Consider the following 15,092-nt stretch of genomic DNA (forward strand, 5'->3'; position numbering starts at 1 on the left):
GAGGGCGCTGACCTTCGTCTTCGTGGTGTTTCACGTGAAACACCGTCGGACGGAAGCCGCTGCGTCGACCGCCGAACCTGTTACCGGGTAATGCCGGCGTAGGGAGTAGGTCTCATGACCGTTCAGGATGCACACACGCCTGCCGCCGACCAGACGGAGCGCACGCCGGGTTGGCACAAGGGATACGTCGAGGGCTCGCGCCCCGACCTCCAGGTGCCCGTCCGTCAGGTGCACCTCACCAATGGCACGGACGTCACGCTGTACGACACGTCCGGGCCGTACACCGACCCCACCGTCGAAACCGATGTCCGCCGCGGCCTGGCGCCGCTGCGGGAGAACTGGATCATCGGACGCGGTGACACCGAGGAGTACGCGGGCCGTCCCGTCCGCCCCGAGGACGACGGGATCAAGCACACCTCGCCGCGCGGCGGGCTGCGCAATCTCGACGCGGTCTTCCCCGGCCGCCCGCGACAGCCCCGCCGGGGCCGGGACGGGCAGGCGGTGACGCAACTCGCGTACGCGCGCCGGGGCGAGATCACCCCGGAGATGGAGTACGTCGCGATCCGCGAGAACGTGCCCGCCGAGGTCGTGCGCGAGGAGATCGCGGCGGGCCGGGCGGTCCTGCCGGCGAACGTCAATCACCCGGAGATCGAGCCGATGATCATCGGCAAGCGGTTCCTGGTGAAGGTCAACGCCAACATCGGCAACTCCGCGGTCACCTCCTCCATCGAGGAGGAGGTCGAGAAGATGACCTGGGCCACCAAGTGGGGCGCGGACACGGTCATGGACCTCTCGACCGGCCGGAACATCCACACCACCCGCGAATGGGTGCTGCGCAATTCCCCCGTGCCGATCGGCACCGTGCCGCTCTACCAGGCTCTCGAAAAGGTGGACGGCAAGGCCGAGGAGCTGAGCTGGGAGATCTACAAGGACACGGTCATCGAGCAGGCCGAGCAGGGCGTCGACTACATGACGGTCCACGCGGGCGTGCTGCTGCGGTACGTCCCGCTCACCGCCCGCCGCAAGACGGGCATCGTCTCGCGCGGTGGCTCGATCATGGCCGCCTGGTGCCTGGCACACCACAAGGAGTCGTTCCTCTACGAGAACTTCGAGGAACTGTGCGAGATCCTCGCGGCGTACGACGTGACGTACTCCCTCGGCGACGGGCTGCGGCCCGGCTCGATCGCGGACGCCAACGACGAGGCGCAGTTCGCCGAGCTGCGCACCCTCGGTGAACTCAACACGATCGCCAAGCGGTTCCATGTGCAGACGATGATCGAGGGACCCGGTCACGTCCCGATGCACAAGATCAAGGAGAACATCGACCTCCAGCAGGAGATCTGCGAGGAGGCGCCGTTCTACACGCTCGGCCCGCTCACGACGGACGTCGCTCCCGCGTACGACCACATCACCTCCGGGATCGGAGCGGCGATGATCGCCTGGTGGGGCACGGCGATGCTCTGCTACGTCACGCCCAAGGAGCACCTGGGCCTGCCGAACCGGGACGATGTGAAGACCGGTGTCATCACCTACAAGATCGCCGCTCATGCCGCGGACCTGGCCAAGGGCCACCCGGGCGCGCAGGAGTGGGACGACGCACTGTCGGACGCGCGCTTCGAGTTCCGGTGGGAGGACCAGTTCAATCTGGCTCTCGACCCGGACACGGCACGGGAGTTCCACGACGAGACACTCCCCGCCGAGCCGGCGAAGACCGCGCACTTCTGCTCCATGTGCGGGCCGAAGTTCTGCAGCATGAAGATCTCGCAGGACATCAGGCGCCGGCACGGTGACTCGCAGCAGGAGATCGAGGACGGGATGGCGGAGAAGTCCAAGGAGTTCGCCGCCGCGGGTAACCGGGTGTACCTGCCGATCGCCGAGTGAGCCCAGCGGCTCTTTGACCCGCGGTTCTTTCGTCCGCGAGGTCGTACGTCCAGGGTGTCCGAGGCGCGCTCCCGTGGTCGCGGGGGCGCGCCTCGGGCATCACTCCGGCTGGTGCTCGGGTCCGCCGAAGTCCGGGCTGGTGAAGTCCGGGCTGGTGAACGTGGGGCGCTGGCCCGCCGTCGAGCCCTCGCTGGGGCTCGAGTAGTCCGGACCGCTGTAGCCGACCTTGGGGATACGGCTCACCGGTCGCGGTGGCTTGCTCGACGTCGGGTCGGCGCTGGGGTCCGCCAGCGCCGCCCGCAGGAAGGGCAGCAGGCCCCGTTCGAGCAGGGCGTGCCGCCAGGCGTCCTTGGCACGTGCCACCTCGTCGGGGAGTTCACCCGTCACTTCTTCGGCGGGCACCTGCGTCGCGCCGTTGCGCAGCGCGGTGAGCAGCAGGGCCACCGCGGCCACCAGGATCGCGACCGCCGTGAGAGCCCCGAAGAACCAGCCCGCCGAGATCAGGGTCTGCGCGAACGAGGCCGACGGGCTGAGCGCCTTCAGGATGTAGCCGACGAGCAGGAATATCAGCGCGGCCGTGCCGGCGAGCACCGGAGCGAGCACGGCGATGACGGCGGCGAAACCCGCACCGCTCTCGGCGGTGACCTCGCCGGTGACCGGCGCCAGCACGGAATTGCGCACGGACGTGGCGGCCTTGGGGGCGCGCGTCTCCTCGCGGATCTTTGTGTAGTGCTCGTACTCGGCCGCGGCGGCAGTGGTGATGAGCGCCGTCGCGTTGAGGGCCATCGTGCGCAGCTGTTCGGTGTTCAGTCGCTGCCCCACGGCAGCGAGGTCCGGACGGTCACGGGCGTTGCGCAGCGCGTCGTCGAGGATGCGCTCGTACTCGGCGCGATCCTCGGTCAGCAGGTGCGGAGCGCTGTTCATGTGCATCCCCCGATGCTCCGTAGGGCCGGATTGACCGGGCGAACCGGGCAGTTGGGCGGAAACGGAGGAGAGCCTGCTACGGATAAGCCGATGGTAGAGCGGTTACGGCACGGGGTGACAGGGGGTTTCAGTAAATCGCCTGTCGTACTCTGCTCAGTTGGGCAGCGGAAGTTGCACGACAAGCAGCTTTCCGGCCATGGTCACGCCGCCGTCCATCGCGATCGCGAGCCCGTCGGCGTACACATGCGGGCCCTCGACGACCGGGCGGGCACCGTCCTCGCCGTCCTCGGTGCCCACTTCGCCGAGCAGATACGGAATGGGGCTGTGACCGTGCACGACGCGCGTGCCCCCGTATGTGGACAGGAGTTCGCGCACCGCCTCGGGGCCGCCGCCGTCGCGGAACGCGAAGCGCTTGGTGAACTTGCGGAACACGTCCCAGCACTCGTCGGCGTCATTGCGGGTGATGATCGCGTGGACGGTGTCGTTGACGTCCTCGATGGTGGAGCCGTAGTCGAGGTACGCCGTCGTGTCGGAGTGCAGGAGAAGGTGCCCGTCCTCCTCCACGACCGCGTCGAGGCGGGCCATCCACTGGAGATGGACGTCCTGCAGCCGGTCCATGTCGGACTTCTGCCCGCCGTTGAGCAGCCAGGCCGCCTGGAAGGTGGCGGTGCCCGCACCGGAGTTGACGGGGGTGTCGCCGAACCGCTTGGCGCCGAGGAGCAGCAGCTCGTGGTTGCCCATCAGGGCCTTGCAGTAGCCGCCGGCGGCCGCGGCCTCGGCGGACAGCCGCATGACGAGGTCGATGACGCCGATCCCGTCGGGACCGCGGTCGGTGAAGTCGCCGAGGAACCACAGACGGGCGTTGCCCGCGGACCAGTTGCCCTCGGTGTCGATGAGACCCTGCGCGGTGAGGGCGGCGACGAGTTCGTCGAGATAGCCGTGGACGTCGCCGACGACATAGAGCGGACCGAGGCCGTCCTCGGACGCGTCGGCTTCTTCCGGGTCGACATGCACCTGCACGGTGTCGCCCGGCCCGCCTGACCTGATCACCGGGAGATCGCGCGCGGTGGGGGTGTACCCGTCCGGCATCTCGTCCTCGGGCACCGCGTTGCCGGGGTGCGAGGAGGGCGCTGCGGACTGCGGGGCCCGCCGTTCCTCGTGGGCTCGGCTCATGGGCTCCTGGCCTTGAGCCGGCACGTAGGGGTGTTGAGCGTGGGCCCCCAAAGGCGCCTCGTCGGGCATCTCCGGACGCTGCCCCTGTCCTTGGGGCGACGGTGACTGCACCGGCACCTGTGCATAGGGCGGGACACGGAAATCACGCAATGTCTCCGTACGCACCACGGGTCCCTGACCGGCCCCCTGAGTCATCGACCCCTCCACCACCGTCGCGCCGCCGTTCACCTCTCGGCCCAGCCTGGTCGGGGTGGTCCGCGGTGTCGTGCGCCCATCATAGGAATGAGGTCCGCGCTCTGTGACGCACCAGGGGTGGTGAATCCGCCCGCACCCCTGGCATGCCGGTCGTTTCGTCCCCATTCGGAAGGTCTAGTCCGGTGAAGGGGAACGCGGCGCGCTCACCGTCGTTCGCGGATTTCGTCGCTGGGAGGACGTCCGGACGATCAGTTCGGTCGGTATCACCTGCTCGACCGGACGGTCCTCGTTGATTCCCTCGATGGCGTCGATGAGGAGTTGGACGACCGCCGTGCCGATCCTGCGCGGTTTCAGCGAGAGGGTGGTGATGGGCGGCTCGGTCGTGGCGTACACCGTCGACTCGCTGCAGCAGACCAGCAGGAGATCCTCGGGGACGCGCAGTCCGTACCGCCGGGCGGCGGCGAGCAGATCGGTGCCGTTGGGGTCGAACAGTCCGTAGACGGCGTCGGGCCGGTCCGGCCTCGCGAGCAGCCGGTCGGCGGCGACCGCGCCGGCGCACGGGTCGTGCGCGGGATAGGACTCGTAGACCGGGTCCTGGCCGACCCGCTCGCACCAGTTGAGGTACGCGGTCGTGGACAGGCGCGTGTAGGTGTCCGTGGTGGTGCCGGTGAGCAGCCCGATACGGCGGGCGCCGGCGTCGGCGAGGTGGTCGAGCAGATCGAGTACGGCGGCTTCGTGGTCGTTGTCGACCCAGGCGGTGACCGGGAGGGTGCCCGCCGGGCGGCCGTCGGAGACCACGGGCAGGCCCTGGCGGACGAGTTCGGTGACCACCGGGTCGTGGTCGGAGGGGTCGATGACCACCGTGCCGTCCAGGGCGACGTTCGACCACACGTCGTGGCGGGATGTCGCCGGAAGGATCACGAGGGCATAGCCGCGGGCGAGTGCCGCGGAGGTCGCGGCTCTGGCCATCTCGGCGAAGTACGCGAACTCCGTGAAGGTGAAAGGTTCATCCCCGTACGTCGTGACGGTCAGGCCGATGAGGCCTGATTTCCCGGTGCGGAGCGTGCGTGCCGCCGCGGAGGGGCGGTAGCCCAGCCGGTCTGCGACCTCGCGGACGTGCCGGCGGGTGGCGTCCGGGAGCCGGCCCTTGCCGTTGAGCGCGTCGGAGACAGTCGTGATGGAGACACCGGCTGCGGCGGCAACGTCTCGAATGCCTGCACGACCTTGCCGGCTGCTCCGGCGGGATGTGTCCGTCCGGCTCACCTGGTGCTTCCCTGCTGCTGTCATGGCGAGCCGATAGTAGGGCTCGTGCGGGCGGTTGAGCCGGTCGCATATGCCTGAGTTGACAGGCACGTTTCTGCAAGATCATAAACTACCAACTCCCTTGGAAACCAAGGAAGTTGACGGGTCCGGCGCCAGCGTCTCGGGTGTCCGGTGGCATCGGCCTGCCGAATGGCTCATGTTTCGAAGAGGTCTCAACTCACCACTACGGGTGATGCGCGCTACGGAGTGAGCCACAGGCGCACGCCGGGAAAGTGCGCGCTCCCCCACTTTCCCGGCGTCCATTCGCAGCGGCCGCGAATCCTCATAGGGTGAGGAGTATTGGTTCCGATGTGAACGGACTCCTCGAGGAGGACCTGCGGTGAGCGAGACGAGCCCCAAGCTGCGCGCCGAGCTGGACGGCATTCCCACGTACAAGCCGGGCAGGCCCGCGGCGGCCGGCGGCCCTGTCGCGTACAAGCTGTCGTCCAACGAGAACCCGTATCCGCCGCTTCCGGGGGTGATGGAGCGCGTGACCGGCGCGGCCCACCACTTCAACCGGTACCCGGACATGGCCTGCACCGGCCTGATGAACGAGCTGTCCGACCGTTTCGGGGTGCCCCTGTCGCATCTGGCGACCGGCACCGGTTCGGTGGGTGTCGCCCAGTCGCTGCTGCAGTCCACCTCGGGCCCCGGCGACGAGGTCATCTATGCCTGGCGGTCTTTCGAGGCGTACCCGATCATCACCCGAATCAGCGGGGCGACGCCGGTGGAGGTGCCGCTGACCAGCGGTGAGGTGCACGACCTGGACGCGATGGCCGGCGCGGTCACCGACCGGACGCGGCTGATCTTCGTCTGCAACCCCAACAACCCGACCGGCACGGTGGTCCGCCGGGCCGAGCTCGAGCGGTTCCTCGACCGGGTGCCGTCGGACGTCCTGGTGGTGCTGGACGAGGCGTACCGCGAGTTCATCCGCGACCCCGAGGTGCACGACGGCATCGACATCTACCGCGAGCGCCCCAATGTGGCGGTGCTGCGGACGTTCTCCAAGGCCTACGGGCTGGCGGGGCTGCGGGTCGGCTTCGCGGTCGCCCAGGAGCCGGTGGCCGCGGCGCTGCGCAAGACGGCGGTGCCCTTCGGCGTGACGCAGCTGGCGCAGGACGCGGCCGTTGCCTCACTGCGCGCCGAGGACGAGCTGCTCGGCCGGGTCGGCTTGCTGGTGTGCGAGCGGCTGCGGGTGTACGAGGGCCTGGTCAAGCAGGGCTGGACCGTCCCCGAGACCCAGGCGAACTTCGTCTGGCTGCGGCTCGGCGAGCGCACGGCCGACTTCGCGGCGGCGTGCGAACAGGCCGGTGTCGTGGTGCGGCCCTTCCCGGGCGAGGGTGTGCGGGTCACGATCGGGGAGTCCGAGGCCAACGACATCTTCCTGCACACCGCGGAGGCGTTCCGCGCGCAGATGTAGCGCCTGCGCGCTCCCCGAGCGTCGCCGCTTCGGAGCGGCAGAACCCCCATGAGCCCGGTGCTCATGGGGGTTCTTTCCGAAAGGGGTACCCCCCGGTCGCCAGTACGAGCGAAGCATGCGCCATAATGCTTGTGAATGTGAACGCGTTCACAAGCTAGTCCCGTTCTTCCCATGATCGGCGGGATTAACGGGGCAAAAGGCCGCTCGACCCTGCCGATGCTGTAAGGAGATGACGTCGTGGAGCTTGCTCTGGCGCCGGAAACGTTGGCGCGCTGGCAGTTCGGCATCACCACCGTCTACCACTTCCTCTTCGTCCCCCTGACGATCTCGCTGGCCGCGCTCACCGCGGGCCTGGAGACCGCCTGGGTCCGGACGCAGAAGGAGAAGTACCTCAGGGCCACGAAGTTCTGGGGCAAGCTGTTCCTGATCAACATCGCCATGGGTGTCGTGACGGGCATCGTCCAGGAGTTCCAGTTCGGCATGAACTGGTCCGACTACTCGCGCTTCGTCGGCGATGTCTTCGGTGCGCCCCTCGCTTTCGAGGCGCTGATCGCGTTCTTCTTCGAGTCCACGTTCATCGGTCTGTGGATCTTCGGCTGGGACAAGCTGCCGAAGAAGATCCACCTGGCCTGCATGTGGATGGTCTCGATCGGCACGATCCTCTCCGCCTACTTCATCCTGGCCGCCAACTCCTGGATGCAGCACCCAGTCGGTTACCGGATCAACGAGGAGCGCGGACGGGCGGAGCTCACCGACTTCTGGCTGGTGCTGACCCAGAACACCGCCCTCACCCAGTTCTTCCACACCATCACGGCGGCCTTCCTCGTCGGTGGCGCGTTCATGGCCGGCATCGCGGCCTTCCATCTGGCACGCAAGAAGCACATCCCGGTGATGCGGACCTCGCTGCGGCTCGGCCTGATCACGATCATGATCTCCGGACTGCTCACCGCGGTCAGCGGTGACCTGCTCGGCAAGGTCATGTACAAGCAGCAGCCGATGAAGATGGCCGCCGCCGAGGCCCTGTGGGAGGGCGAGGCACCCGCACCCTTCTCGGTCTTCGCCTACGGCGACGTGGAGAAGGGGCACAACAAGGTCGCCATCGAGATTCCGGGACTGCTGTCCTTCCTCGCCAACGACGACTTCACCTCGTTCGTCCCCGGCATCAACGACGTCAACAAGGCCCAGCAGGAGAAGTTCGGGCCGGGGGACTACCGGCCCAACATCCCGGTCGCCTACTGGGGCTTCCGCTGGATGATCGGCTTCGGCATGGCGTCCCTGGCCATCGGGACGATCGGCCTCTGGCTCACCAGGAAGAAGTTCCTGCTGTCGCCGGGGCTGCGGACCGGTGAGGACGAGGTGCCCCATCTGGTGCTCTTCAAGAACAAGGCGCTGAACCCGCGGTTCACGAACCTGTACTGGATCGTGGCGCTGTGGACCATGGCGTTCCCGCTGATCGCCAGCTCCTGGGGCTGGATCTTCACCGAGATGGGCCGGCAGCCGTGGGTCGTCTACGGGGTGCTGCGCACGCGGGACGCGGTCTCCCCCGGCGTATCGCAGGGCGAGGTGCTCACCTCGATGATCGCGTTCACGACGCTCTACGCGATCCTCGCGGTCATCGAGGTCAGGCTCCTGGTGAAGTACGTGAAGGCAGGACCGCCCGAGCTCACCGAGGCCGACCTCAATCCGCCCACCAAGATCGGCGGCGACGACCAGGACGCCGACCGGCCGATGGCCTTCTCGTACTGAGCCCTGAGGAGCTGCTGAGGCATGGAACTTCACGACGTCTGGTTCGTACTCATCGCCGTCCTGTGGACCGGCTACTTCTTCCTCGAGGGCTTCGACTTCGGAGTCGGCGTCCTGACCAAGCTGCTGGCCAGGAACCGGGCCGAGCGGCGCGTGCTCATCAACACCATCGGGCCGGTCTGGGACGGCAACGAGGTGTGGCTGCTGTCCGCGGGCGGAGCCACCTTCGCCGCCTTCCCCGAGTGGTACGCCACCCTCTTCTCCGGCTTCTATCTGCCGCTGTTGCTCATCCTGGTCTGTCTGATCGTGCGCGGGGTCGCCTTCGAATACCGGCACAAGCGTGATGAGGCGCGCTGGCAGACCAACTGGGAGCACGCGATCTTCTGGACCTCGCTGCTGCCGGCCCTGCTCTGGGGTGTGGCCTTCGGCAACATCGTGCGCGGGGTGAAGATCGACGGCAACAAGGAGTACGTCGGCACCCTCTTCGACCTGCTCAACCCGTACGCGATCCTCGGCGGGCTGGTGACGCTGACGCTGTTCACGTTCCACGGCGCGGTTTTCACGGCACTCAAGACCGTGGGGGACATTCGGGTCCGGGCCCGGTCGTTGGCTCTCAAGCTCGGCCTGGTCACGGCCGCGCTGGCGCTCGGTTTCCTGGGCTGGACCCAGGTCTCGCGTGGGGACGGCACCAGCCTGGTCGCGATGATCGTCGCGGTGGTGGCGCTGGTCGCCGCCATCGTGGCGATCACTCGGGGACGCGAGGGGTGGTCGTTCGCGTGGTCCGGTGTGACCATCGTGGCCGCGATCGCGATGCTCTTCCTCACGCTGTTCCCGAACGTCATGCCGTCCTCGCTCCAGGAGGACTGGAGCCTGACGGTCACCAACGCCTCGTCGAGCCCGTACACCTTGAAGATCATGACCTGGTGCGCCGGCATCGCCACACCGATGGTGCTGCTCTACCAGGGCTGGACGTACTGGGTGTTCCGCAAGCGCATCGGTACGCAGCACCTCGCCGATTCCCACTAGTGGGGGATGTTTCACGTGAAACCGATCGACCCGCGTCTGCTCCGCTACACCCGGGCCACTCGTCGCTTTCTGATCGCGGTGGTGCTCCTCGGCCTGGCCGGGGCGGCGCTGGTCGTCGCCCAGGCGATGCTCATCGCCGATGTGGTGGTGGGTTCCTTCCAGGACGGCATGTCGGCTTCCGGCCTCATGACTCCGCTGGTGCTGCTCGCGGCGGTCGCCGCAGGCCGGGGCCTCGTCTCCTGGTTGACGGAACTCGCCGCCCACCGGGCGAGTGCGGCCGTGAAGTCGGAGCTCAGGGGCCGGCTGCTGGCACGGGCCACTGAACTCGGTCCCGGCTGGCTGAGCGGCCAGCGGACCGGGTCGCTCGTCGCCCTCGCCACCCGCGGAGTCGACGCGCTCGACGACTACTTCTCCCGCTATCTGCCCCAGCTCGGACTCGCCGTCGTGGTCCCGGTGGCCGTGCTGGCGCGCATCGTGACCGAGGACTGGGTCTCGGCGGCCGTCATCGTCGTGACGCTCCCCCTGATTCCGCTGTTCATGGTGCTCATCGGCTGGGCGACCCAGACGCGGATGGATCGTCAGTGGCGGCTGCTGTCCAGGCTGTCGGGCCACTTCCTCGATGTCGTGGCCGGTCTGCCGACCCTGAAGGTCTTCGGGCGGGCGAAGGCGCAGGCCGAGTCGATCCGTTCCATCACCGCCGAGTACCGGCGGGCCACCCTGGGGACCCTGCGGATCGCCTTCATCTCCTCCTTCGCACTGGAGCTGCTCTCCACCCTCTCGGTGGCGCTCGTGGCCGTCGGGATCGGCATGCGCCTCGTGCACGGGGACCTGGATCTGTACACCGGACTGGTCATCCTGATCCTGGCGCCCGAGGCCTATCTGCCGATCCGGCAGGTGGGGGCGCAGTACCACGCGGCGGCCGAAGGGCTCTCCGCCGCGGAGGAGATCTTCCGCGTCCTGGAGACCGAGCCGCGACCGGCCGGTCACACGGAGGTGCCGGGCACCCTGCGGATCGAGCTCGACGAAGTGACCGTCCGGCATACCGGGCGCAGCGAGGCGTCCCTGGACGCGGCATCGCTCGTCGTGGAGAGCGGTGAGACCGTCGCCCTGGTGGGGCCGAGCGGCATCGGGAAGTCGACGTTGCTCGACGTCCTGCTGGGATTCGTCGAACCGGCTCAGGGCCGGGTGCGCATCGGTGGTGTGGATCTGCGGGAACTCGCCGCGGACCGTTGGCGCGAGAAGATCGCGTGGGTGCCGCAGCGTCCCCATCTCTTCGCGGGCACGATCGCGGAGAACGTGCGCCTGGCCAGGCCGGACGCCGATGACGCGGCGGTGACGGCCGCGCTGCGGGACGCCGGGGCGTACGACTTCGTCAGCGCGCTGCCCGAGGGCGCGGCGACCCTGCTCGGGGAGGACGGCGCGGGACTCTCGGCGGGGCAGCGGCAGCGGCTCGCGCTGGCCCGGGCGTTTCTCGCGGACCGGCCGGTACTGCTGCTCGACGAACCGACCGCGGCCCTGGACGGCGAGACCGAGGAAGCGATCGTCGACGCGGTACGACGGCTCGCCGAGGGACGCACCGTCGTCCTGGTCGTCCACCGGCCGGCACTTCTTTCGGTGGCCGATCGCGTGGTCACGCTCACCCGCCGCACCCCGGACGGGGCCAGGTCCGAACCGTCCTCCCTCCCCATGCGTGCGGCCGCGGAAGGGGGATCGGGTGCCGATCCCTACCGGCTCGCTGATTCCGTGACCGGCGAGCCCGCAGCGGGTGGCGTCCCGCTCGCCCGGGTGCGCAGGGCAGCAGGGAACCTGCGCGGCCGGTTCTGGCTGGCCCTGCTCCTCGGCAGTCTCGCGCTGGGATCCGCCGTCGGGCTCATGGCCGTGTCCGGCTGGCTCATCTCCCGCGCTTCGGAACAGCCACCGGTCCTGTATCTGATGGTGGCCGTCACGGCGACCCGTGCCTTCGGCATCGGCCGTGCGGTCTTCCGGTACGCCGAGCGACTCGTCTCCCACGACGCCGTGCTGCGGATGCTCGCGGAACTGCGCGTCGCCGTCTACCGGCGCCTGGAGCGCATCGCGCCGGCCGGCCTGCGGCAGAGCCGGCGCGGTGACCTGCTGTCCCGGCTCGTCTCCGACGTCGACGCCCTGCAGGACTACTGGCTCCGCTGGCTGCTGCCGGCCGGTGTCGCCCTCATCGTCGGCGCCGGTTCGGTCGGCTTCACCGCCTGGCTGCTCCCCGAGGCGGGAGCGGTGCTTGCCGTCGGTCTGCTCGTCGCCGGCGTCCTCGTGCCCCTGATCAGCGGCCGGGTCGCACGGCGGGCCGAGCGGCAACTCGCCCCCGCCCGCGGCGAACTCTCCACCCGGGTCGCCGACCTGCTGCGTGGTACGGCCGAACTGACCGTCGCCGGAGCCCTGAAGGGCCGCGCCGACGGGACGCGCGCGGCCGACCGGCGGCTGACTCTGATCGCCTCACGGGGAGCCGCGGCCACCGCGCTCGGCACCGGGCTCTCCGCGCTGGCCTGCGGACTGACCGTGGTGTGTGCCGCGTTCGCCGGGGTGCAGGCGGTACGCGAGGGACGCCTCGACGGGGTGTCGCTCGCCGTCGTGGTCCTCACTCCGCTCGCCGCCTTCGAGGCCGTGACCGGGCTGCCGCTCGCCGTGCAGTACCGGCAGCGGGTGAAGCGCAGCGCCGAGCGCGTGTACGAGGTGCTGGACGCAGCGGCCCCCGTGCGCGAACCGGAGCACCCGGCACCGGCGCCCGGATCCGCGTTCCCGCTCGACGTGCGCGGGCTGCGGGCGCGGCACGCCGGTCAGGGCCGGGACGCGATCGCCGGCCTCGATCTCACGATCACCGCCGGGACACGGGTCGCCGTGGTCGGAACGTCGGGCTCGGGCAAGACCACCCTGGCGCAGGTCCTGCTCCGCTTCCTGGACGCGGAGGCGGGGACGTACACGATCGGTGGTGTGGACGCGACCGCACTCGACGGTGACACCGTGCGGCGGTTCGTCGGACTGTGCGCGCAGGACGCCCACCTCTTCGACAGCTCCGTACGGGAGAACCTCAGGCTGGCGCGCACCGGGGCGACGGAGGAGGAACTCCGGAACGCGCTTTCCGAGGCCCGCCTGCTGGACTGGGTGGACGCCCTGCCCGGCGGAATGGACACCCTCGTCGGCGAGCACGGCGCCCAGCTCTCCGGTGGTCAGCGCCAGCGTCTCGCCCTGGCCCGCGCGCTGCTCGCCGACTTCCCCGTCCTCGTACTGGACGAGCCCGCCGAGCATCTCGACCTGGCGACCGCCGACGCGCTGACGGCGGACCTTCTGGCGGCGACCGAGGACCGCACGCTACGGGGAGCGGCCACAGTGCTGATCACGCATCGGCTCCAAGGGCTCGACGCCGTGGACGAGGTCGTGGTCCTGGAGGACGGCCGGGTGGTGCAGCGCGGCCCGTACGCCGAGATCGCGGCGGTGGACGGTCCACTGCGCCGGATGGTGGAGCGGGAGCGGGTGGCGGATCTGCTCGGTGCCCGGGTGGCGGCGGCGGGCGTCTGATCCGGGCAGAGGCGACTTTCCCTCGCAAACGGGGCTCATTACGCTCAAGGCCATGACCGAGTCCGAGCCGCAGGCATCGAGGGACCCCGCCGAAGCCGCGACACAGGCGACCCGCAGCCTCAAGGGCCTGTCCACCGAGCTCACGGCCCGGGTCCCGCAGCTGCTGGAGGCCATGCGGTCCGTCGGCACCGGACTCGAACTGCACTCCACACTCGACCAGATCTGCAAGACCGCCGCCGAACTGGCCGACGCCCGTTACGCCGCCATCGGCGTCGTCGACGAGGAGGGGGAGGGACTCTCCGACTTCGTGACCTACGGCGCCGACCAGGAGGCGGCGCAGCGCATCGGGCGTCCGCCGGGCGGCCGGCACGGCCTCCTCGGCGCGTTGATCCACGGGCCCGCCCCCGTACGCCTCACCGATCTCACGTCCGATCCGCGCTCTACCGGACTGCCGCCGGGACATCCGCCGATGCGTTCCTTCCTCGGCGTTCCCATCCGCGTCCAGGGCGAGATCTTCGGCAATCTCTATCTGACGGAGAAGAGGGACGGAGCCGACTTCAACGACGAGGACCTCCACGTGGTGCGCGTGCTCGCCACCGAGGCGGGAATCGCCATCGGGAACGCCCGCCTCTACGAAGCTGCACGCCAGCGGGAGCGCTGGATCGACGGTTCGGTCGCCGTGACCACCGCCCTGCTCTCCGGGGGTGATGCCGACGACGCGCTGGCCGTCGTCGCCGAACAGGCCCGCAGGCTCGCCGAGGCGGCCGCCGGGATCGTGCTGCTGCCGGCCGACGAAGGCGGTCTGGAGATCGTCGCCGTGGCCTCCGACCGCCCCGCGACATCCCTCGGCATCGTCCTTCCGCCGGAGAGCCCGGTCGTGGCCCAACTGCTGGCCGGCGAGGCGGTCTTCGTCGCGGACGCGGCCACCGATCCGCGCCTGCTCACCCGGATGACGGGGCGCTTCGGGCCCAGCATGCTGCTGCCGCTGCGCAGCGGGGGACGGGTGCTCGGGGCGCTCGCCACTCCCCGGGCACGCGGGGCCCGGCCGTTCAGCGAGGCGGAACGGACGCTCGCCGCACAGTTCGCCTCGCAGGCCGCGCTCGCGCTGATGATGGCGGAGGCCCAGCGGGACCGGGAGCGGCTCGCGGTGTACGAGGACCGCGACCGGATCGCCCGTGACCTGCACGATCTGGTGATCCAGCGGTTGTTCGCCACCGGGATGATGCTGGAGAGCGCCCAGCGCCGGTCGGTCGTGCCCGCGGTGCAGGAAGGCGTGGGCAGGGCGGTCGACGAACTGGACGTGACCATCCAAGAGATCCGCACCGCCATCTTCGCTTTGCAGCAGGGTCCCGCCGAGACGCCGTCCGGGCTGCGGACCCGGGTACTGCGGGAGATCAACATGGCGGCCGTCCCACTCGGGTTCAGGCCGGGACACCGATTTCGTGGGCCGGTGGACTCGGTCGTCGGCGAGCTCACCGGCAAAAACCTGATCGCGGCGCTGCGCGAGGCGCTGTCGAACGCCTTCCGGCACGCGGAGGCGACCCGTATCGATGTCGTCGTCGACGCGACCGTGACACTGGACGACGGCTCCGCCGGCGTACGGCTGACCGTCGCCGACGACGGGGTGGGCATGTCGGCGGGTGGGCGGCGCAGCGGGCTGCGCAACCTTGCCCGCCGTGCCGAGGCGCTCGGCGGAACGAGCCACAGCGGCCCGGGGATCGGTGAGAACGGGCGGGGGACGACGGTGTCCTGGGAGGCGCCGCTGTAGTCCGGGGCTGCGCTCGGCAGCCACGGGCTGTGCGCCACGCTTGTGCGGCTGAGGCTGTGCGGCCACGCCTGTGCGGCTGAGGCGACCGCGCGCGGCCACGGCTGTGCCGCCACG

9 protein-coding genes are annotated in these 15,092 nt (G+C 69.6%); 6 read left to right on the forward strand and 3 right to left on the reverse strand.

Going from position 1 to position 15,092, the window contains the following annotated elements; translation table 11 throughout:
* The first annotated feature begins 114 nt into the window (after positions 1–114).
* Positions 115–1,881 (forward strand): phosphomethylpyrimidine synthase ThiC, encoded by a 1,767-nt coding sequence (gene thiC, locus ABTX78_RS11450; protein ID WP_352206565.1) that lies wholly within the window; start codon positions 115–117, stop codon positions 1,879–1,881.
* A 99-nt stretch (positions 1,882–1,980) separates the two neighbouring features.
* Here thiC and ABTX78_RS11455 read toward each other — a convergent pair whose 3' ends face one another.
* From ABTX78_RS11455 to ABTX78_RS11465, 3 genes are all read right to left on the reverse strand, one after another.
* A complete protein-coding gene (locus ABTX78_RS11455; RefSeq protein WP_352206566.1) occupies positions 1,981–2,811 on the reverse strand; it encodes a hypothetical protein in 831 nt (276 codons plus the stop codon).
* A gap of 147 nt (positions 2,812–2,958) precedes the next feature.
* A complete protein-coding gene (locus ABTX78_RS11460) occupies positions 2,959–4,173 on the reverse strand; it encodes a metallophosphoesterase (RefSeq protein WP_352206567.1) in 1,215 nt (404 codons plus the stop codon).
* 174 nt (positions 4,174–4,347) lie between these two features.
* A complete protein-coding gene (locus tag ABTX78_RS11465; RefSeq protein ID WP_352206568.1) occupies positions 4,348–5,460 on the reverse strand; it encodes a LacI family DNA-binding transcriptional regulator in 1,113 nt (370 codons plus the stop codon).
* Between the two features lie 355 nt (positions 5,461–5,815).
* Between ABTX78_RS11465 and hisC the strand changes: the two genes are divergently transcribed.
* The 5 genes from hisC (at position 5,816) to ABTX78_RS11490 (ending at position 14,978) form a co-directional block, all read left to right on the forward strand.
* Positions 5,816–6,895: a histidinol-phosphate transaminase gene (gene hisC / locus ABTX78_RS11470; RefSeq protein ID WP_352206569.1), complete on the forward strand. Its 1,080-nt coding sequence runs from the start codon at positions 5,816–5,818 to the stop codon at positions 6,893–6,895.
* Between the two features lie 237 nt (positions 6,896–7,132).
* Complete coding sequence (locus tag ABTX78_RS11475; RefSeq protein ID WP_352206570.1) at positions 7,133–8,641, forward strand: cytochrome ubiquinol oxidase subunit I; 1,509 nt, start codon at positions 7,133–7,135, stop codon at positions 8,639–8,641.
* A 21-nt stretch (positions 8,642–8,662) separates the two neighbouring features.
* On the forward strand, positions 8,663–9,664 hold the full coding sequence (gene cydB, locus ABTX78_RS11480) for a cytochrome d ubiquinol oxidase subunit II (protein ID WP_352206571.1): 1,002 nt from the start codon (positions 8,663–8,665) through the stop codon (positions 9,662–9,664).
* A 15-nt stretch (positions 9,665–9,679) separates the two neighbouring features.
* A complete protein-coding gene (cydD, locus tag ABTX78_RS11485) occupies positions 9,680–13,210 on the forward strand; it encodes a thiol reductant ABC exporter subunit CydD (RefSeq protein ID WP_352206572.1) in 3,531 nt (1,176 codons plus the stop codon).
* Between the two features lie 52 nt (positions 13,211–13,262).
* Entirely contained in the window at positions 13,263–14,978 is a 1,716-nt protein-coding gene (locus ABTX78_RS11490) for a sensor histidine kinase (RefSeq protein ID WP_352206573.1), read from the forward strand.
* The last annotated feature ends 114 nt before the right edge of the window (positions 14,979–15,092 follow it).

This window comes from Streptomyces sp. NPDC096193 (assembly GCF_040302905.1).
In the GTDB taxonomy this organism is placed as follows: domain Bacteria; phylum Actinomycetota; class Actinomycetes; order Streptomycetales; family Streptomycetaceae; genus Streptomyces.